16 protein-coding genes and 1 tRNA gene are annotated in these 18,479 nt (G+C 67.2%); 14 read left to right on the forward strand and 3 right to left on the reverse strand.

The window, feature by feature from the left end; all coding sequences use genetic code 11:
* Positions 1 to 4: 4 nt before the first annotated feature.
* The 7 genes from ABGI63_RS19780 (at position 5) to ABGI63_RS19810 (ending at position 8,465) form a co-directional block, all read left to right on the forward strand.
* Positions 5 to 3,238 carry an efflux RND transporter permease subunit gene (locus tag ABGI63_RS19780; protein ID WP_349744133.1) on the forward strand — a complete coding sequence of 1,078 codons (3,234 nt, stop codon included), beginning with the start codon at positions 5 to 7 and terminating at the stop codon, positions 3,236 to 3,238.
* Positions 3,239 to 3,279: 41 nt separating this feature from the next.
* Complete coding sequence (locus tag ABGI63_RS19785; protein ID WP_349744134.1) at positions 3,280 to 3,930, forward strand: protein-L-isoaspartate O-methyltransferase family protein; 651 nt, start codon at positions 3,280 to 3,282, stop codon at positions 3,928 to 3,930.
* A 5-nt stretch (positions 3,931 to 3,935) separates the two neighbouring features.
* Positions 3,936 to 4,277, forward strand: coding sequence for a rhodanese-like domain-containing protein (locus ABGI63_RS19790; protein ID WP_349744136.1), 342 nt, complete (start codon positions 3,936 to 3,938; stop codon positions 4,275 to 4,277).
* 80 nt (positions 4,278 to 4,357) lie between these two features.
* Complete coding sequence (locus ABGI63_RS19795) at positions 4,358 to 5,734, forward strand: TolC family outer membrane protein (protein WP_262968098.1); 1,377 nt, start codon at positions 4,358 to 4,360, stop codon at positions 5,732 to 5,734.
* 151 nt (positions 5,735 to 5,885) lie between these two features.
* Complete coding sequence (locus tag ABGI63_RS19800) at positions 5,886 to 6,779, forward strand: EamA family transporter (protein ID WP_349744137.1); 894 nt, start codon at positions 5,886 to 5,888, stop codon at positions 6,777 to 6,779.
* Positions 6,780 to 6,816: 37 nt separating this feature from the next.
* A complete protein-coding gene (gene yaaA / locus ABGI63_RS19805; protein WP_349744139.1) occupies positions 6,817 to 7,599 on the forward strand; it encodes a peroxide stress protein YaaA in 783 nt (260 codons plus the stop codon).
* 20 nt (positions 7,600 to 7,619) lie between these two features.
* Positions 7,620 to 8,465, forward strand: a complete 846-nt coding sequence (locus ABGI63_RS19810) for a 2OG-Fe(II) oxygenase (protein WP_269840738.1) — start codon at positions 7,620 to 7,622, stop codon at positions 8,463 to 8,465.
* Between the two features lie 3 nt (positions 8,466 to 8,468).
* On the opposite strand, the gene ABGI63_RS19815 is transcribed toward ABGI63_RS19810, so the two are convergent.
* The gene (locus tag ABGI63_RS19815) at positions 8,469 to 8,930 is read right to left on the reverse strand and encodes an Lrp/AsnC family transcriptional regulator (RefSeq protein WP_137942434.1); all 462 of its coding nucleotides are present in this window, start codon (positions 8,928 to 8,930) and stop codon (positions 8,469 to 8,471) included.
* A gap of 99 nt (positions 8,931 to 9,029) precedes the next feature.
* On the opposite strand from ABGI63_RS19815, the gene ilvB reads away from it, so the two are divergent.
* Positions 9,030 to 10,757, forward strand: a complete 1,728-nt coding sequence (ilvB, locus tag ABGI63_RS19820) for a biosynthetic-type acetolactate synthase large subunit (protein WP_349744141.1) — start codon at positions 9,030 to 9,032, stop codon at positions 10,755 to 10,757.
* A 47-nt stretch (positions 10,758 to 10,804) separates the two neighbouring features.
* Here ilvB and efp read toward each other — a convergent pair whose 3' ends face one another.
* Both efp and earP read right to left on the reverse strand, forming a co-directional pair.
* Positions 10,805 to 11,359, reverse strand: coding sequence for an elongation factor P (gene efp, locus ABGI63_RS19825; protein WP_137942436.1), 555 nt, complete (start codon positions 11,357 to 11,359; stop codon positions 10,805 to 10,807).
* A 125-nt stretch (positions 11,360 to 11,484) separates the two neighbouring features.
* Entirely contained in the window at positions 11,485 to 12,540 is a 1,056-nt protein-coding gene (gene earP, locus ABGI63_RS19830; RefSeq protein ID WP_349744143.1) for an elongation factor P maturation arginine rhamnosyltransferase EarP, read from the reverse strand.
* A 32-nt stretch (positions 12,541 to 12,572) separates the two neighbouring features.
* On the opposite strand from earP, the gene uvrC reads away from it, so the two are divergent.
* From uvrC to ABGI63_RS19860, 6 genes are all read left to right on the forward strand, one after another.
* Positions 12,573 to 14,564, forward strand: a complete 1,992-nt coding sequence (gene uvrC, locus ABGI63_RS19835) for an excinuclease ABC subunit UvrC (RefSeq protein ID WP_349744144.1) — start codon at positions 12,573 to 12,575, stop codon at positions 14,562 to 14,564.
* On the forward strand, positions 14,551 to 15,099 hold the full coding sequence (locus ABGI63_RS19840; protein WP_349744146.1) for a hypothetical protein: 549 nt from the start codon (positions 14,551 to 14,553) through the stop codon (positions 15,097 to 15,099). Before uvrC ends, ABGI63_RS19840 begins: the two co-directional genes overlap by 14 nt.
* A gap of 74 nt (positions 15,100 to 15,173) precedes the next feature.
* Positions 15,174 to 15,740 (forward strand): CDP-diacylglycerol--glycerol-3-phosphate 3-phosphatidyltransferase, encoded by a 567-nt coding sequence (gene pgsA, locus ABGI63_RS19845; protein ID WP_349744148.1) that lies wholly within the window; start codon positions 15,174 to 15,176, stop codon positions 15,738 to 15,740.
* Positions 15,741 to 15,980: 240 nt separating this feature from the next.
* Positions 15,981 to 16,253, forward strand: coding sequence for an HU family DNA-binding protein (locus ABGI63_RS19850; RefSeq protein ID WP_137942461.1), 273 nt, complete (start codon positions 15,981 to 15,983; stop codon positions 16,251 to 16,253).
* Positions 16,254 to 16,270: 17 nt separating this feature from the next.
* A tRNA-Val gene (locus tag ABGI63_RS19855) sits at positions 16,271 to 16,346 on the forward strand.
* 145 nt (positions 16,347 to 16,491) lie between these two features.
* Positions 16,492 to 18,405, forward strand: coding sequence for a SurA N-terminal domain-containing protein (locus ABGI63_RS19860; RefSeq protein WP_349744150.1), 1,914 nt, complete (start codon positions 16,492 to 16,494; stop codon positions 18,403 to 18,405).
* Positions 18,406 to 18,479: the final 74 nt, after the last annotated feature.

An 18,479-nucleotide genomic window follows, 5' to 3' on the forward strand; every position in this document is an offset into this window, starting at 1 on the left:
GCCCATGTGGTTCACCCGCGTCTCGATCCAGAACCCGGTGATGGCCGTGATGGTCATGCTGGCCTTTGTCGTGCTGGGCCTGTTCAGCTACCAGCGTCTCTCGGTCGACCAGTTCCCGAACATCGACTTCCCGACCGTGGTCGTGCAGATGGACTATCCGGGCGCCTCGCCCGAGATCGTCGAGAGCGAGGTGACCAAGAAGGTCGAGCAGGCGGTCAACACGGTGGCCGGCATCAGCGCGCTGACCTCGCGCAGCTACGAGGGCAGCTCGGTGGTGATCGTCGAGTTCAATCTCGATGTCGATGGCCGCAAGGCGGCCGAGGACGTGCGCGAGAAGGTCGCGCTGATGCGACCCACGCTGCGCGACGAGGTCAAGGAGCCGCGCATCTCGCGCTTCGACCCGCAGAGCGTGCCGATCTTCAATGTCGCTGTGCTGTCGACCGATGGCTGTCCGGCGCCGGGCCGCCCCAAGCCGGACGCGCCCTCTCGGGGGGCAGGCATCGCCAGCGATACCGTGGGGGCTTCATGCCTAAGCACCCAGGAGCTGACCACCTGGGCCACGCAGGTGCTGCAGAAGCGGCTCGAGAATGTGCGCGGCGTCGGCTCGGTCAGCGTGGTCGGGGGGCTGCAGCGCCAGATCCAGATCCAGCTGCGGCCGGCCGCGATGGAGGCGCTGGGCATCACGATGGAGCAGGCGCTGGCCGCCGTGCGCAGCGAGAACCAGGAGCTGCCGCTGGGCAATATCCGCTCGGCCGTGCAGGAGCGGGTGGTACAGATCAATGCGCGGCTCAAGCGGCCCGAGGATTTCCGCGACATCGTCGTCGCGCGCAAGAACGGCGCCTCGATCAAGCTCTGGCAGATCGCCGATGTGGTCGACGGCCCGCAGGAGATCGAGAGCCTGGCGCTCTACAACGGCCAGCGCACCGTGCTTCTGAGCGTGCAGAAGAGCCAGGGCGAGAACACCATCGCGGTGGTCGACGGATTGCAGCGCGCGCTGGCCGAGGCGCAAGGCCTGCTGCCTGCGGGCCTGAAGACCGAGGTCAACCGCGACAACTCGCGCGCCATCCGTGTCTCGGTGGCCAATGTGCGCCAGACCCTGATCGAGGGCGCCGCGCTGACGGTGCTGATCGTGTTCCTGTTCCTGAACAGCTGGCGCTCGACCGTGATCACCGGGCTGACGCTGCCGATCGCGCTGATCGGCACCTTTCTGTTCATGTACCTCTTCGGCTTCACGATCAACAACATCACGATGATGGCGCTGAGCCTGTGCGTCGGCCTGCTGATCGACGACGCCATCGTCGTGCGCGAGAACATCGTGCGCCATGTGCAGATGGGCGCCAGTCCGAAGCAGGCGGCGCTGGACGGCACGCAGGAGATCGGCCTGGCGGTGCTGGCGACGACGCTGTCCATCGTCGCGGTGTTCCTGCCCATCGGCTTCATGGGCGGCATCGTCGGCAAGTTTTTTCATGAGTTCGGCATCACCATCGTCGCGGCGGTGCTGATCTCGATGTTTGTCAGCTTCACCCTGGACCCGATGCTGTCCAGCGTCTGGCACGACCCGGCCGCCCATGGTGGCGGCCCGCCGGTGAGCTGGTATGACAAGACCATAGGCCGGGTGACCGGTGCCTTCGAGCGCTTCACCGAATGGTTGTCGGAGGGCTATCAGAAAATCCTGGCCTGGTCGCTGGCTCACAAGGGCCTGACCCTGCTGGTGGCGCTGGCGACCCTGCTGCTGAGCTTTGCGCTGCTGGGCGGCATCGGCAAGGAGTTCGTGCCCAAGGCCGATCTGTCCGAGACGCAGGTCAATTTCTACACCCCGGTCGGTTCCTCGCTGGAGGTCACCGAGGCGCGCGCCCGGCAGATCGACGCGCTGCTGCGCGAGCTGCCCGAAGTCCGCTACACGGTGACCACGATCAACAGCGGCTTCGCGGCCGGCAAGATCTATGGCGCGATCTATGTGCGGCTGACGGATCGCAAGGATCGCCGACGCAGCGTCAACGATCTGGTGACGCCGCTGCGCGACAAGCTCGCGACGATACCGGGCATCACGGTGACCAATATCGGCCAGACCGATCTGGGCGGCGGCAAGAGCCTGCAGTTCTCGATCCAGGGCGCCGACCTGAAGGAGCTGGAGCGCCTGTCCAAGAGCGTGATCGCGCGGCTGCAGCAGATCCCCGGCCTGGTCGACCTGGACAGCACGCTCAAGCCCGACAAGCCGACCGTGGCCATCGAGGTCAAACGCGAGGCCGCCGCCGACGCGGGGCTCAATGTCAACGCGCTGGCCGGCTCGCTGCGCACCTGGCTGGCCGGCACGACGGTGGGCAACTGGCGTGCGCCCGATGGCGAGAACTACGACGTGCTGCTGCGACTGGCGCCCCAGGGGCGTGACAGCCTGGCCGATCTGGCGCAGTTGCCCATCCCGGTGGCGCCGGCCGCCGACGGCGCGGCGCGGGTCGTGCGCCTGTCCCAGGTGGCCGAGATCCGGCCCTCGACCGGCCCGAACCAGATCAACCGCCGCGACCTGAACCGCGAGATCACGATAGACGCCAACGCGCTGGGCCGCAGCTCGGGCGAGGTCTCGGCCGATATCAAGAAGGTGCTGGACGACACCGCCTTCCCGCCCGGCTACCGCTACAGCTTCGGCGGCTCGACCAAGAATATGAACGAGTCCTTCCAGTACGCGGTCGGCGCGCTGGCCCTGGCCATCGTCTTCATCTACATGATTCTGGCCAGCCAGTTCAAGAGCTTTCTGCAGCCGCTGGCGCTGATGAGCTCGCTGCCGCTGACGCTGATCGGCGTGGTGCTGGCGCTCTTGGCCTTCCGCTCGACCTTGAATATGTTCTCCATCATCGGCATCGTGATGCTGATGGGTCTGGTGACCAAGAACGCCATCCTGCTGATCGATTTCGCGATCCGCGCCCGCGAGGGCGAGCATGGCCATGGCGTCGACGCCGAGCCGATGGGCCGCGAGGCGGCCCTGCTGCGCGCCGCCCAGGTGCGGCTGCGGCCCATCCTGATGACGACGCTGGCGATGATCTTCGGCATGGTGCCGCTGGCCTTTGCGCTCAGTGAGGGCTCGGAGCAGCGCGCGCCGATGGGGCAGGCGGTGATCGGCGGCGTGATCACCTCCTCGCTGCTGACCCTGGTGGTGGTGCCGGTGATCTATTGCTATCTGGATGATCTGTCGCAGTGGGCGCGGCGGCGCTGGCAGGGCCAAAGCGTGGCGCCGCCGAAATAGAATCCGCGCTGCAGTCAGAAAGACCGTCTTCGAGGAACCTTATGAACGTCGAACAAGCCCGCTTCAATATGATCGAACAGCAGATCCGCCCCTGGGATGTGCTGGACCAGGGCGTGTTGTCGCTGCTGGCCCTGGTCAAGCGCGAGGACTTCGTGCCGCCGGCCCACCGGGCGCTGGCCTTTATGGACACCGAGATCCCGCTGCCGCACGGTGGCGCCATGCTGGCGCCGCGGGTCGAGGCCCGGCTGCTGCAGGAGCTGAAGGTGGCGCGCCACGAGAAGGTGCTGGAGATCGGCACCGGCGCCGGTTATCTGACGGCCCTGCTGGCCCACAAGGCCCAAAGCGTGATCAGCATGGAGGCCGATGCCCAGCAGGCCAAGCTGGCGGCCGAGACGCTCAGGCGCAACGGTGTCAGCAATGCCAAGGTGCGCGAGGGCCATGGCGCCCAGGGCCTGGCCGCCGAGGCGCCGTTCGATGTGATCCTGCTGGCGGGCTCGGTGGCCGAGGTGCCGCAGGCCCTGCTGGACCAGCTCAAGCCCGGTGGCCGGCTGGCGGCCATCGTCGGCGAACTGCCGGTGATGCGCGCCACGCTCTACACCCGTTCGGGTGCGGGCTTCAGCAGCACGGTGCTGTTTGACACCGTCGCGCCGCGCCTGCCCGGCTTTGCCGAGCACACCGCTTTCTCGTTCTGAGCCGCATGCCGCAGCAGCTGTCTATTGAAGCCGCGCGGGCTCTGTGCGCCGGCGGGGCGTCCGGCCAGGCGCCGCTGCTGCTGGACGTGCGCGAGCCCTGGGAGGCCGCGCTGGCCAGCATCCGGCTGGACGGGGTGGCCAGCACGCTGATGCCGATGGGGCAGGTGAGCGCTCGCCTGGCGGAGCTGGACCCGGCGCAGCCTGTCGTCGTTTATTGCCATCATGGCGTGCGAAGTCTGCAGGTCGTCGCATTCCTGGAGCGTCAGGGCTTCGAGTCGGTCTATAACCTCGCCGGCGGCATTGACGCCTGGTCCTGCGAGGCCGATCCGTCCGTGCCCAGATATTGACCCTAGCACCCGAAGTGCCGGCCCAGGCCTTCACAACACTCATCGCAAGCCAAGGAAGCCTCATGTTCGCTGATCAGAAAATGAAGAAGAAGACAAGCCCGCATTCGCGCATGAGTTCTTCATTGACCCGACTGTCACTGTGCGTGGCCCTGGCTTTCGGCGCTGCGGCCAGCGCCCAGGCGCAAAGCCTGCTGGAGCTCTACGAAGCCGCGCGCGTCTATGACGCCGGCTATCTGGCCGCCCGGGCCCAGGCCGACTCGGCCATCTACAAGGCCGAGCAGGCCAATGCGCTGGACCGGCCCACGCTGGGTCTGGGCGTCAGCGGCACCCATCTGCAGAGCGATCCGCCAACGGTCTATGGCGCCGGTGGCGCCAAGGTGGCCGGCGACCGGGTCGGATCGAGCACGGTGCAGGCCGGCCTGCGTGCCAACTATGCGCTGTACAACCGCAGCAACAAGATCACGATCGAGCAGGCCAAGCGCGGGCTCAATGTCGCCCAGGCCGATCTGGAGATCGCCGAGCAGGACCTGATCGTGCGCGTCTCGCAGGCCTATTTCGATGTATTGGCAGCCGGCGATGTGCTGTCGACCACACGGGCCAGCAAGGCCGCCATCGCCGAGCAGCTGGCCTCGGCCAAGCGCAATTTTGAGGTCGGCACCGCCACCATCACCGACACCCGCGAGGCCCAGGCCCGCTTCGATGTGGAAAGCGCCCGCGAGCTGGCGGCCGACAACGATCTGCGCATCAAGCGCATCACGCTGGACCAGATCGTCGGCCGCTCCGGCGTCGAACCCAAGCCGCTGGCCGTGCCGGTGGCGCTGCCGGCCGTGACGCCCTTGACGGTGGACCCCTGGGTCAATCAGGCCGACGAGCTGCACCCCCAGGTGCGCAAGGCCCGGCTGGGCCTGGATGTGGCGGGCCTGGAAGCCGACAAGGCGCGGGCGGCGGACGGCGTGACGGTGGACCTGAGCGGCAATCTGGGCGTCAGCAATGCCCGCGGCCGCGGCGCGCAGCTGCCCGGCACAGGCGGGCAGGGCTCGGTCGCGGTGGAGATGAATCTGCCGCTCTACACGGGTGGCTATAACAGCAACCGCATCAAGGAAACCCTGGCGCTGCAGGAGCGCTCGCGCAATGACCTGGAGTTTGCCCGCCGCACGGTGGCCGAGGGCACGCGCCGCGCCTTCTTCGGCGTGCAGTCGCTGGCCGCCCAGGTCAAGGCTCTGGAGGCCGCCGAGTCGTCTAGCAAGCTGGCGCTGGAAGCCACCCAGCTGGGCTACAAGGTCGGCGTGCGCGTCAACCTCGATGTGCTGAACGCCCAGAGCCAGCTCTATGCGACCCAGCGCGACCTGGCCAAGGCCCGCTACGACGTGGTGCTGACCGGCCTGCGCCTGCGCCAGGCCGCTGGCCAGCTGCGCCCCGAGGATGTGGCGGCGGTCAACACGCTGCTGTCAAAGTAAGAAGGCCAGGCCTTCAGGCCTGGGGACTGCGCCGACGCCGCTTCGCGGTGGTCGGCGTTTTCTTTTCTTGTGCGATCGAGGTCACACCGGTCCACGTCCAGTATCCGACTCATCCTCAAGCCGGCGCCTCAACTCCCTCGCATTGCTCACCATGGATCGCAGCAACACCCTGAGCCTCAGCGGCGGTCTGAGCCCCCGCGTGATCGCCTGCCTGGCCGCCACCTGGCTGGTCTGGGGCTCGACCTATCTGGCCATCAAGTACGCCTTGCTGAGCTTTCCGCCCTTCTTCCAGATGGGTACGCGCTTCCTGGCCGCCGGTGTCTTGCTGGCCGCATGGATGCGCTGGCGCGGCGCGGCCTGGCCGGGCCCGCGCCAATGGCTCAATGCGCTGCTGGTGGGCAGCCTGATGCTGGGCGGCGGCATGGGCGGCACGGCGACGGCCGAGCAGACCGTCGGCTCGGGCCTGGTGGTCGCCTTCATCGCGGTGATGCCCTTGATGATTGCGGCGCTGAACCTGCTGTGGCGGGTGTTGCCCAGCCGGCTGGAGCTGGCCGGCATCGTCGTGGGCCTGTTCGGCGTGCTGATGCTGACCCAGGGCCAGGGTTTCGGCGCCTCGCCGCAGGGCCTGGTCGCGATCACGACGGCCTGCGCCTGCTGGGCGCTGGGCAGCGTCCTGTCGCAGCGCGGCTTTGCGCTGGCGGCCGGGCCCATGGGTTTTGCCAGCGAGATGCTGGCCGGCGGTGCGGTGCTGATGCTGTTGAGCCTGCTCAGCGGCGAGACCCTGAGCCTGCCGCTGCGCGGCGAGGCGGTCTGGGCCTGGCTGTATCTGGTGGTGTTCGGCTCGCTGATCGCGTTCAATGCTTATATGGTGCTGCTGGCCGAGGCGCCGGCCGGCCTGGCGTCGAGCTACTCCTTCGTCAATCCGGTGATCGCGATGCTGCTCGGGGTGGTGATCGCCGGCGAGGTGGTCAGCGGCTACGAGTGGCTGGCGGCCCTGGTGGTGCTGGTCGGCGTCGTGCTGCTGCTGCGCGGGCGCAAGGCCTGACCCCGTCAGGCCTTGCCGAAGCGGGCAAAATGGCGCCATGCTCTATCTGCTCTCGCCCGCCAAATCGCTGGACTACGACACCCCGGTCGCCGCGCCGCTGCTCAAGCTCGCCACCGAGCCGCAGTTCCTGCCCCAGTCCAAGGCCTTGATCAAGGTCTTGAAGACCAAGACGGCGGCCGATATCGCCGCGCTGATGGACCTGAGCCCGGCCTTGTCCGAGCTCAATGTGAACCGGTACCACGCCTGGCAGCCTCGCTTCACCGAGGCCAATAGCAAGCCGGCGGTGCTGGCCTTCAACGGCGATGTCTATGACGGTCTGGACGCCAAGAGCCTGGCTGTCGAGGACCTGCAATGGGCGCAGCAGCATCTGGCCATCCTGTCCGGGCTGTACGGCGCGCTGCGGCCGCTGGACCGCATGCAGCCCTACCGCCTGGAGATGGGCACGAAGCTGGCCACCGAGCGCGGCAGCCATCTCTACGGCTTCTGGGGCGACACGCTGGCCGAGCACCTGAATGCGCGCGCGGCCCAGCAGCAGGTGCCGGTGATCGTCAATCTGGCGTCGCAGGAGTATTTCAAGGCGGCCGATCGCAAGGCCTTGCAGCCGCGCGTGATCGAGTGCCAGTTCGAGGACTGGAAGAACGGCCAGTACAAGATCATCAGCTTCTTCGCCAAGCGGGCGCGCGGCCTGATGGCGCGCTATGCGATCACGCGGCGCATTGATACGCCGACCGGCCTGAGGGACTTCGATCTCGACGGCTATGCCTACCAGGCCGAGCTGTCGACGCCCGAGCGCCTGCTGTTTCGCCGCCGCCTGGGCTGAAAGGGCCGGAGGAGTCCACCATGAGTGCCCAGACCATCACGCCCGAGCTGCAGCGCTGGATCGTCGAGCAGGCCAAGGCCGGGCTGACGGCCGAACAGGTGCTGCAGGCCATGCTCAAGAGCGGCTGGGACGAGACCGTCGCGGCCCAGGCGCTGGCGCAGAGCGTCGCCGGTTTCGTGCCGGGCCAGGGCCTGGTCCTGCCGGTGCCCAGCGCGGTGCCCGAGCCCGACCTGAGCGGTGCGCCGCCGCTCTTGAATGCCGGCGACCGCGCGGTCGGCGTGCTGGTCAGCCTGCAACTGCCGCGCCTGCTGGTGTTCGGCGGCCTGCTGTCCGACGAGGAGTGCGATCTGATGCGCGCGGCGGCGGCCAGCCGCCTGGCCCGCTCGGAGACGGTGGCGGCCTCGGCCGATGGCAGCGAGGTCAATGCCGCGCGCACCAGCGAGGGCATGTTCTTCGAGCGTGGCGAGAACGAGATCTGCCGGCGGGTCGAGGCCCGCATCGCCCGTTTGCTGAACTGGCCGGTCGAGAACGGCGAGGGCCTGCAGGTGCTGCGCTATCGGCCCGGGGCCGAGTACCTGCCGCACTACGACTACTTCGACCCGCGCCACACCAGCACGCCGCCCATCCTGCAGCGCGGCGGCCAGCGGGTCGCCACCTTGGTGATGTACCTGAACACGCCCGAGCAGGGCGGCGCGACGATCTTTCCCGACATCGGCCTGGAGGTCGCGCCGATCAAGGGCAATGCGGTGTTCTTCAGCTATGACCGGCCGCACCCGATCACGCAAAGCCTGCATGGCGGCGCGCCGGTGCTGGCCGGCGAGAAATGGGTGGCGACCAAATGGCTGCGCGAACGGCGCTTCGAATGACCGCTAGCGATTCAGCGGCAGCTGGCTCTGCTTGAGCTGGCGCAGCACAAAGCTGCTCTTGCTGTGGCGGATGCCGGGGATCTTGTAGAGCCGCTCGCGCAGCAGGCGCTCGTAGTCGCGGGTGTCGGCCACCGCGATGCGCACGTAGTAGTCGTAGTCGCCCGAAACCAGAAAGGCCTCCAGCACCTCGGGGATCTGCTCCAGCGCGCGGCCGAACTCGAACAGCGCGGCGTCCGAATGATCGTTCAGGGTCACCTGCACGATCACCGTGTCGGCCAGGCCGATCTTGGCGGCATTGACGCGCACCGAGTAGCCCTCGATGACGCCGGCTTCTTCCATGCGCTTGATGCGGGTCCAGCAGGGCGAGCTGGTCAGGCCGACCTTGCCGGACAGCTCCTGCAGGCTGATGCGGGCGTCGCGCTGCAGCTCGGTCAGGATGGCCAGATCGAATTTATCGAGTTTCATGCTGCCGGATTCTATTCATCAAGGAAGTTTTCCTGAATTGAAGTCTTGTGCAGGAAATTTCAGCAGCAATTTCTGGGCGAGCTTGGGCACAGTGAGGGCATGAATGCTGTTCTCCAAGACCTGCCCCACGCCATGCCTGCCAATGGCGCCGAGGCCCTGATCGCGACCTTGCTGAGCCTGGGCGTCGACACCGTGTTCGGCTATCCCGGCGGCGCGGTGCTGCCGCTGTACGACGCGCTGTACGCCGAGCCGCGGCTGCGCCATGTGCTGGTGCGCCATGAGCAGGCCGCCGTCCATGCGGCCCAGGGCTATGCGCGCACGACCGGCCGGGTCGGGGTGGTCTTCGTGACCTCGGGGCCGGGCATGAGCAACACCACCACCGGCCTGCTCGATGCCTTGTGCGACTCGATCCCGGTGCTGTGCATCAGCGGCCAGGTCGCGACCACGGCCATCGGCACCGACGCCTTCCAGGAATGCGATGCGCTGGGGATTTCGCGGCCGGTGACCAAGTGGAATGTGCAGGTGCGCGAGGCCGCCGCGCTCAGCGAGACCCTGGCGCTGGCCCATGCCAAGGCGGCCGGCGGGCGGCCGGGGCCGGTGCTGGTCGATGTGCCCAAGGATGTGCAGCTGGCGCCGGTGGCGGCGTGGCGGGCACCGGTGTTGCCCATGGCTGCCCCTGTGCTGCCGGCGGCCTCTCAAGTCCAGGCCGCACTGGCCCTGCTGGCGCAGGCGCGCCGGCCGGTCTTCTATGGCGGCGGCGGGCTGATCAATGCCGGCTCGGCGGCCTGTGCGGTCTTCACGCGCCTGGTGCGGGCCAGCGGCGCGCCCTGCACGCTGACCCTGATGGGGCTGGGCGCCTTCCCGGCCGACGATCCGCAGTCGCTGGGCATGCTGGGCATGCACGGCAGCCTGGAGGCCAATCTGGCGATGCACCATGCCGATCTGGTGGTCTGCGTCGGTGCGCGCTTCGACGACCGTGTGACCGGCCGGCTCGATGCCTTCTGTCCGCAGGCCCAGGTCATCCATCTGGACATCGACCCGCGCTCGATCGGCAAGGTGGTCAAGGCCGACGTGGCCCTTCTGGGTGCCTGTGGCGCCAGCCTGCGGGCGCTGGAGCAGGGTTGGCAGGGGGGCTGTGATCTGGGCGACTGGTGGGCGCGGATCGAGGGCTGGCGTGCCGAGCGCTCGCTGGCTTTCGAGGACCGCAGCGATTGCATCCTGCCGCAGGCCCTGATGAGCCGGCTCGATGCGCAGCTGGCCGACCGCGATGCCATCGTCGCCACCGATGTGGGCCAGCACCAGATGTGGGCCGCGCAATACCTGCGCCAGCAGCGGCCCGGCCGCTGGCTCAGCTCGGGTGGCGCCGGCACCATGGGCTATGGCCTGCCGGCCGCGATCGGCGCGCAGATCGCGCACCCCGAGGCCCTGGTGGTCTGCGTCAGCGGCGATGCGTCCATCCTGATGAATATCCAGGAGCTGTCGACCGCGGCCCAGCACCGCACGCCGGTCAAGGTGGTGCTCAGCAACAACGGCCGCATGGGCATGGTGCGGCAGTGGCAGGAGCTGATCCACGGCAACCGGCTGAGCCACAGCTATACCGAGGCGCTGCCGGACTTTGTCGCGCTGGCCCAGGCTTTCGGCTGGCAGGCACGACGGGTCGAGCGGCGCGAGGAACTGGACGCGGCGCTGGCCGAGTGCCTGGCCAGCGAGGGGCCGTTCTTCCTGGACGTGGTGGTGGCGGCCGAGGAGAACTGCTTCCCGATGATTCCCGCTGGCGCGGGGCATCACGAGGTTCTGCTCGGCAAGGGCCGCCAGTACATGGCCTGAAATGAACAAGGGCACCCGAAGGTGCCCTTGTCATGGATCGCGAGTGCTTAGACGCGCTTGCGGTACTCGTGCGTGCGGGTGTCGATTTCGATCTTGTCGCCCTGGGCCACGAAGATGGGCACCGGGATTTCGAAGCCGGTGGAGATCTTGGCAGGCTTGAGCACCTTGCCCGAGGTGTCGCCCTTGACGGCCGGCTCGGTCCAGGTCACTTCGCGCACCAGGCTGGTCGGCAGCTCGACCGAGATGGCCTTGCCTTCGTAGAACACCACTTCCACGGGCATCGCGTCTTCCAGATAGGACAGGGCGTCACCCATGTTCTCGGCTTCCACCTCGAACTGGTTGTATTCGGCGTCCATGAAGGCGTACATCGGGTCGGCGAAGTAGGAGTAGGTGCACTCCTTCTTTTCCAGAATGATCTGGTCCATCTTGTCGTCGGCCTTGAACACGACTTCGGTGCCGGAGTTGTTCAGCAGGCTCTTGAGCTTCATGCGCACGGTAGCGGCATTGCGGCCACCGCGGCTGTATTCGGTCTTCAGCACGACCATCGGGTCCTTGCCGTGCATGATCACATTGCCGGCGCGGATTTCTTGAGCGATCTTCATGAGTGTTCGGGTCCGTTGAGGGAGTCGTTGGAGTCGTGGTTGGGGGCTGGCTTGCTCTCGGACAGGTGAAAGCAGGTGCCCAGCGCGCGCCCGAAAACTCCCATGGCGCGGCAAAGCCCGAGATTTTAGCCTGAAACGCCGACGAAACGCAGCAGCTGGGCGCTCAGATCGGCTTGCGCTGCCAAATGCGCACGCCAGCTTTGCGCATGGCGCTGCGCGGCTTCGGCTTGCGGCAGGCCGGCCGGCCAGGCCGCCAAGCCATTCCAGGCGCGCCACAGGCCACGGCTGGCCGCTGCCAGCTCCGGCGTCGCATCGGCCAGCCACAAGTCCATGAAGGCTTCCAGCTTGGGCCCATGGGCACCGTCGTGCTGGGGATAGATCTGCCAGACAAAGGGCTTCGCTGCCCACTGGGCACGCACAAAGGAATCTTCGCCACGCACGAAGTTCAGATCGCAGGCCCACAGCAGGTGGTCGAACTCGGGCTGGCTCAGGTAGGGCAGGGCCTGCCAGCGCAGCGTCGGCGGCAGCGCCAGCCCGGCGATCTGGGCCTGGGCCGCACCGGGGCAGACCAGCAGCAGGGTCGGCGTGTCGGCCAGTGCCTGCAGCAGCGCCGGCAGCGCCGGGTTGGCATAGGCGAACAGGCTGAGCAGGCGCTCGCCCGGCCGCGGCGCGATGCCTTGGGCGGCCCGCCAGGCGGGGGCGTCGAAGCGCTGCTGGCGCTGCAGCAGCTCGGGCTCGCGCAGCAGGCCGCCGGTGTGCGGCGTGAAGCCGGGGTAGAAGAAGCGCTTGGACAGCCCGGCGCCGGGGCCGCTGAATTGCGGCGAGGCCAGGCCATGGCTGCGCTCGACATAGGGCTCGGCGCTGAGGTACTCCAGATTGATCCATTGCGGCGGCGCCGGCCGGGCCGCCATGCGCGCGACAAAGGCCGGCGGCAGCTCGCAGCCAAAGGTCTCGACGACGACATCGCCGACCGCCGCTGCGTTATCGGCGCTGTCCCAGGCCAACACCTCGATACCTTGCGGCGCGCCGTCGCTCGCCATCCAGGCCAGCGCCGAGGCATCATCGAGCCACAGCCGCACGGTCTGGCCGCGCGCCGCCAGATCGCGGGCCAGCCGCCAGCTCACGCCGATATCGCCATAGTTGTCGATCACGCGGCAGAACAGATCCCATTGCAATCTCATCGCCGGATTATCTGGCGGCACAATCGCGCCCCATGCAAGGCAGCAGCAACCCCTCCGAAACCGATACCGCAGCGACGCCCGAGCCGGCCGACGCCGAGCAGGCCGCACGCGAGCTGCGCGCCCAGGTGCTGGCCGCTGTATTGGCCGAGGTGGCAGCCTTGCCGGGCCTGCCGGGCGTCTACCGCTATTTCGACGCCCAGGACCAGGTGCTCTATGTCGGCAAGGCCAAGAACCTGAAGAAGCGGGTTTCGAGTTACTTCCAGAAAGACCATGGCGGCACCCGCATCGGCATGATGGTCGCGCGCATCGCGCGGCTGCAAACCACGGTAGTGCGCACCGAGGCCGAGGCCTTGCTGCTGGAAAACAATCTGATCAAGACGTTGAACCCGAAGTTCAACATCCTGTTTCGCGACGACAAGAGCTATCCCTATCTGAAGCTCAGCGGCCATGACTACCCGCGGGTCAGCTATTACCGCGGCGCGGTCGACAAGCGGCACCGCTATTTCGGGCCATTCCCGAGCGCCTGGGCGGTCAAGGAATCGATACAGCTGATCCAGAAGGTGTTCCGGCTGCGCACCTGCGAGGACACGGTCTTCAACAACCGCAGCCGGCCCTGCCTGCTGTACCAGATCCGGCGCTGCTCGGGGCCTTGTGTGCCCGAGGGGCAGGGGGCGGAATACGGTCGCGATGTGCGCAATGCCGAGCGCTTTCTGCTGGGCGAGACGCAGGAGGTGATGGACGGGCTGCAGGCGCAGATGATGGCCTATGCGGACGCGCTGCAGTTCGAGCTGGCGGCCGAGGTGCGCAACCAGATCAGTGCGCTGTCCAAGGTCTTGCAGCAGCAGGCGATGGACGAAAACAGCGCCACCGGGCGCGACCGCGATGTCGACATCCTGGCCGTCAAGGTGCAGGGCGGGCGGGCCTGCGTCAATCTGGCGATGGTGCGGGGAGGGCGGCATCTGGGCGACCGGGCCTATTTCCCCAAGCATGTCGAGGACGCCACCGCGGTGGCGCTGGCCGATGATGAAGAAGAGGGGCAGGCACCGCGCCGCTCCGCCCAGTCACCGGAACGGCAGGTGCTGGAGGCCTTCATGGCCCAGCACTATCTGGACGCGCAGGTGCCCTCGCTGATCGTCGTCAGCGACGAGGTCGATGCCGCGCTGGCCGAGGCCCTGACCCTGCAGGCCGGCTACAAGGTGACGACCCAGGCCCAGCCGCGCGGCCAGCGCCGCATCTGGCAGGAGATGTGCGTCAAGGGCGCCGAGCTGGCGCTGGCACGCTTGCTGTCGCAGGAAGGCTCGCAGCAGGCCCGCACCCAGGCCCTGATCGAGGCGCTGGACCTGAGCGTGCAGGAGCTCGACAAATTCCGCATCGAGTGCTTTGACATCAGCCACACGGCCGGCGAGGCGACGATGGCCTCCTGCGTCGTGTTCGAGGGCCACCAGATGCAGAGCGGCCAGTACCGGCGCTACAACATCGAGGGCATCACCGGCGGCGACGACTATGCGGCGATGCGCCAGGTGCTGACGCGGCGCTACAACAAGATGGCCGAGGCCGCCCAGCTGGGCACGGGCCGGCTGCCGGATCTGGTGCTGGTCGACGGCGGCAAGGGCCAGGTCTCGATGGCGCGCGAGGTGTTCGAGGAGCTGGGCCTGGATCTGGCGCTGATCGTCGGCGTCGAGAAAGGCGAGGGCCGCAAGGTCGGGCTGGAAGAGCTGGTGTTCGCCGACGGCCGCGACAAGGTCTACCTGGGCCGCGACTCGGCGGCGCTGATGTTGGTGGCCCAGATTCGCGACGAGGCGCACCGCTTTGCGATCACCGGCATGCGCGCCAAGCGCGCGGCGGTGCGCACCGGCGGCTCGAAGCTGGAGGATGTGCCCGGTGTGGGGCCGAAAAAGCGCGCGCAGCTGCTGCAGCGTTTCGGCGGTGTGCGTGGCGTGGCCGGCGCCAGCGTCGACGAGCTCTGCACGGTCAAGGGCGTCTCAAGAGAATTGGCAGAGGAGATCTATCGTGTTTTGCACTGAACAAGAGGGCCGCTGGCAACGCGCCGCACGCGGGCTGGGCCTGGGAGCGCTGCTGGCGCTGGTCGGCTGCTCGGGCCCGCGCGCGCCGGTGCCGCCGCCGGCATCGAGCGCCCAGCCCAGCGGCTCGGCACCGTCGGTCGCCAGCCCCGAGCTGCCAGGCAAGGCGCCGGGCCAGCCGGCGCCGCTGGTGCTGGAGCCGCCCAAGCCGGTGCGCAGCGCCGTGGAGCTGCGCCTGCAGGCGGCCTACCGGCTGATCGTCGCGAACCCGGATCGTGTCTATATGGGCGAGGTGCCCGAGCCCTTGCTGGCGATCCCGGTGCTGGAGATCGAGCTGTTTTCCGACGGTCGCGTCAAGCACATCCATGTGCTGCGCAAGCCCGGCCAGGCGCTGGACACGGTGCAGCTGGCGATCGATGCGGTGCATCGTGCCGCACCGTTCGGCGATGTCTCGCGCATGCCCAAGCCCTGGAAGTTCAGCGAGACCTTTCTGTTCAACAACCAGCGCAAGTTCAAACCGCGCACGCTCGATCAGTGAGCCAGGCTCGGCATTAATGAGACAAAGTCGGTGCCCGTCTCGGGCGCTGCACGGTAATTGGGCACAATGCCCGCATGTTCTTCACGCTGCCAACCCTGTTCACCTGGGCCCGGATCCTCGCGATCCCGCTGATCGTCGGGGTCTACTACCTCGACTTGCTGCCGGCGCACCAGAATCTGTTTGCCACCGTGCTCTTCGTGGTGGTCGCGCTGACCGACTGGCTGGATGGCTATCTGGCCCGCAAGCTCAACCAGGCCTCGGCCTTCGGCGCTTTCCTGGATCCGGTGGCCGACAAGATCCTGGTCTGCGCGGCCCTGCTGGTGCTGCTGGAGCTGCAGCGCGTCAATGCCATGGTCGCCCTGGTCATCATCGGTCGCGAGATCACCATCTCGGCGCTGCGCGAGTGGATGGCACAGATCGGCGCCTCGCGCAGCGTGGCCGTGCACATGGTGGGCAAGCTCAAGACCACGGTGCAGATGGTGGCCATCCCCTTCCTGCTTTATGACGGCCGCCTGTTCGACCTGATTCCGACCCGGGAGTGGGGCACCTGGCTGATCTATGCGGCCGTCGTGCTGACCATCTGGTCCATGGTCTATTACCTGCAAAAAGCCCTGCCCGAGATCCGCGCCAAGGCCAAGTGAGTCTGCGCTTTGGGGCTGTCCGTTGGGCGCTTTCTGGGCGCTTGGGCGACCGCCGACGCACTCATTTGTATCGGGACTTTTCCCGGCTCAGCAGCCCGGATGATTGCGTCTAGAATCCGCTTCCCCGCAGGTTCGCCGGCGCTGGCGTGCCAGGATGGACGCGGCAAGGTGTCCTGGCGGCCCAGACAGGACGTCGCCTTCGTTGCCGCGTTTTTGCAAAACCTTTTGAGGGGATTCTTTGTGAACAAGTCCGAACTGATCGAGCACATCGCCAAGCAGGCCGACATCTCCAAGGCGGCGGCGGGGCGTGCGCTGGAGGCGCTGATTGGCGGTGTGAAGACGACGCTGAAGAAGAACGGCAGCGTTTCTCTGGTAGGCTTCGGCACCTTCAGCGTGACCAAGCGCGCCGCGCGCACGGGTCGCAACCCGCGCACCGGCGACACGATCAAGATCAAGTCGGCCAAGGTCCCGAAGTTCCGTCCCGGCAAGGCGCTCAAGGACGCGGTGAACTGAAGAATCCCGGATATACCGGGTGCTTAGCTCAGTTGGTAGAGCGGCTCCCTTACACGGAGTAGGTCAGCGGTTCGAGCCCGTTAGCACCCACCAAGTCTTGCCCGCCCCGAGGTGGCGCGGGCCGAGGCTAGAATCACATCCGATGCAAAGGCGAACCCAGGTTCGCCTTTGTCGTGTTTGAGCAGCGCCCGGTCGTGGCCATGCCGGCGCGCACCGCAATGCCTGTTTGAGGTCCTTGATGTTTGAATTCGTCCGTAAGCACAATCGCCTGTTCCAGTTCATCCTGCTGATCCTGATCGTGCCCGCCTTCGTGCTGGTCGGCCTGGAGGGTTACAGCAGCTTCATGGATGGCAGCAATGCCGGCGTGGCCAGCGTCAATGGTCGCAAGATCACGCAGGCCGAGTGGGACGCCACGCACCGCGAGCAGATGGAGCGCATGCGCGCCCAGATGCCCAACCTCGACGTCAAACTGTTCGACTCGCCCGAGGCGCGCCAGCAGTCGCTGGACTCGCTGGTGCGTGAGCGCGTGATGCAGGCGGCCGCTCAGGGCCAGCATCTGGTGGTCAGCGACGAGCGCCTGCAGCAGCTGTTCCGCAGCGACCCGCAGTTCGCCTTCCTGCGCAACCCGGACGGCACCGTCAACAAGAATCTGCTGATCGCCCAGGGCATGAGCTCGGAGATGTTCGCCCAGCGCCTGCGTCAAGACCTGACCCTGCGCCAGGTGATGATGGGTGTGGGCGGCTCGGCGCTGGCCGGCAAGGCCAATGCGGCGGTGGCCTTCGATGCCTTGCTGCAGCAGCGCGAGCTGCAGCTGCAGCGCATCGAGGCCAAGGACTTCCTGGCCCAGGTCAATCCCAGCGATGCCGAGATCGAGGCCTTCTACAAGGAACCGGCCAATAACGCGCGCTTCCAGCTGCCCGAGACCGCCAGCATCGAGTACCTGGTGCTGGACCTGCAGGCGCTGAAGTCCGATGTCAGCGTCAGCGACGAGGATCTGCGCAAGTACTACGCCGAGAACCAGTCGCGCTACACCGTGGCCGAGGAGCGCCGCGCCAGCCATATCCTGATCAAGGCCGACAAGGACGCGCCCGCCGCCGAGCGCAGCAAGGCCAAGGCCCGCGCCGAGGAACTGCTGGCCGAGGCACGCAAGAACCCGGCCGGCTTCGCCGATCTGGCCCGCAAGAATTCGCAGGACGAAGGCTCGGCGCCCAATGGCGGCGATCTGGACTTCTTTGCCCGCGGCGCCATGGTCAAGCCCTTCGAAGATGCCGCCTATGCGCTCAAGCAGGGCGAGATCAGCAATGTGGTCGAGTCCGATTTCGGCTACCACGTGATCCAGCTGACCGGCCTGCGCGGCGGCGACAAGAAGAGCTTCGAGGCGGTGCGTCCCGAGCTCGAAGACGAGGTGCGCCGCCAGCAGGCGCAAAAGCGCTACACCGAGGTGGCCGAGCAGTTCAGCAACACCGTCTATGAGCAGTCCGACAGCCTGAAGCCGGCGGCCGACAAGCTCAAGCTGAGCATCCAGACCGCCATCGTGCAGCGCGCTCCGGCGCCCGGCGCTAGCGGTCCGCTGGCTTCGGCCAAGCTGCTGGAGGCCGTGTTCGGCAACGAGGCGCTGCGCAACAAGCGCAATACCGAGGCGGTCGAGACGGCGCCCAACCAGCTGACGGCCGCCCGCGTGGTGCAGCACAACCCGGCCCGCCTGCCGGCCCTGGCCGATGTGAAGCCGCAGGTGCGCGCCCAGCTGATGCAAAAGCGCGCCACCGAGCTGGCCATCAAGCAGGGCCAGGAGCGCTTGGCGGCGCTGCAGAAGTCCGGCGATGCCGCCGGCCTGGATGCGCCCGTCGTCGTTTCCCGTGCCAAGCCGGCCAATCTGTCGCAGAAGGTGCTGAACGAAGTGCTGCGCGCCGATGCCAGCAAGCTGCCGGCCTATGTCGGCGTCGACAGCGGCGAGGGCGCCTATGTGCTGGTGCGCATCAACAAGCTGCTGCCGCGCGACCCGGTCGTGATCGACGAGCAACGCGCCAGCCAGCAGTACGCGCAGGCCTGGACGGCGGCCGAGTCGGAGGCCTATTACAAGGCGCTGAAGACCCACTACAAGACCAAGGTCACGGTGCCTGCCGCTGCCGCCGCATCGGCACCCGCTCCTTGATGGATTGAATAAATTTTGGCGGTTTGGAGGTAAATCTCTTCTCATACCGCTGAAGTCTGCTTATAATCATAGGC

The sequence above is a fragment of the Roseateles cavernae genome, assembly GCF_040187885.1.
GTDB lineage: Bacteria > Pseudomonadota > Gammaproteobacteria > Burkholderiales > Burkholderiaceae_C > Roseateles_E > Roseateles_E cavernae.

What these genes read in the sequence shown, in the direction of transcription:
- ilvB (WP_349744141.1), top strand. Translation starts at nt 9,030, where the DNA reads ATGAATGCTGTTCTCCAAGACCTGCCCCACGCCATGCCTGCCAATGGC.
- ABGI63_RS19785 (WP_349744134.1), top strand. Translation starts at nt 3,280, where the DNA reads ATGAACGTCGAACAAGCCCGCTTCAATATGATCGAACAGCAGATCCGC.
- pgsA (WP_349744148.1), top strand. Translation starts at nt 15,174, where the DNA reads ATGTTCTTCACGCTGCCAACCCTGTTCACCTGGGCCCGGATCCTCGCG.
- uvrC (WP_349744144.1), top strand. Translation starts at nt 12,573, where the DNA reads ATGCAAGGCAGCAGCAACCCCTCCGAAACCGATACCGCAGCGACGCCC.
- ABGI63_RS19815 (WP_137942434.1), bottom strand. Translation starts at nt 8,930, where the DNA reads ATGAAACTCGATAAATTCGATCTGGCCATCCTGACCGAGCTGCAGCGC.
- ABGI63_RS19810 (WP_269840738.1), top strand. Translation starts at nt 7,620, where the DNA reads ATGAGTGCCCAGACCATCACGCCCGAGCTGCAGCGCTGGATCGTCGAG.
- ABGI63_RS19795 (WP_262968098.1), top strand. Translation starts at nt 4,358, where the DNA reads ATGAAGAAGAAGACAAGCCCGCATTCGCGCATGAGTTCTTCATTGACC.
- ABGI63_RS19800 (WP_349744137.1), top strand. Translation starts at nt 5,886, where the DNA reads ATGGATCGCAGCAACACCCTGAGCCTCAGCGGCGGTCTGAGCCCCCGC.
- yaaA (WP_349744139.1), top strand. Translation starts at nt 6,817, where the DNA reads ATGCTCTATCTGCTCTCGCCCGCCAAATCGCTGGACTACGACACCCCG.
- earP (WP_349744143.1), bottom strand. Translation starts at nt 12,540, where the DNA reads ATGAGATTGCAATGGGATCTGTTCTGCCGCGTGATCGACAACTATGGC.
- ABGI63_RS19780 (WP_349744133.1), top strand. Translation starts at nt 5, where the DNA reads ATGTGGTTCACCCGCGTCTCGATCCAGAACCCGGTGATGGCCGTGATG.
- ABGI63_RS19860 (WP_349744150.1), top strand. Translation starts at nt 16,492, where the DNA reads ATGTTTGAATTCGTCCGTAAGCACAATCGCCTGTTCCAGTTCATCCTG.
- ABGI63_RS19790 (WP_349744136.1), top strand. Translation starts at nt 3,936, where the DNA reads ATGCCGCAGCAGCTGTCTATTGAAGCCGCGCGGGCTCTGTGCGCCGGC.
- efp (WP_137942436.1), bottom strand. Translation starts at nt 11,359, where the DNA reads ATGAAGATCGCTCAAGAAATCCGCGCCGGCAATGTGATCATGCACGGC.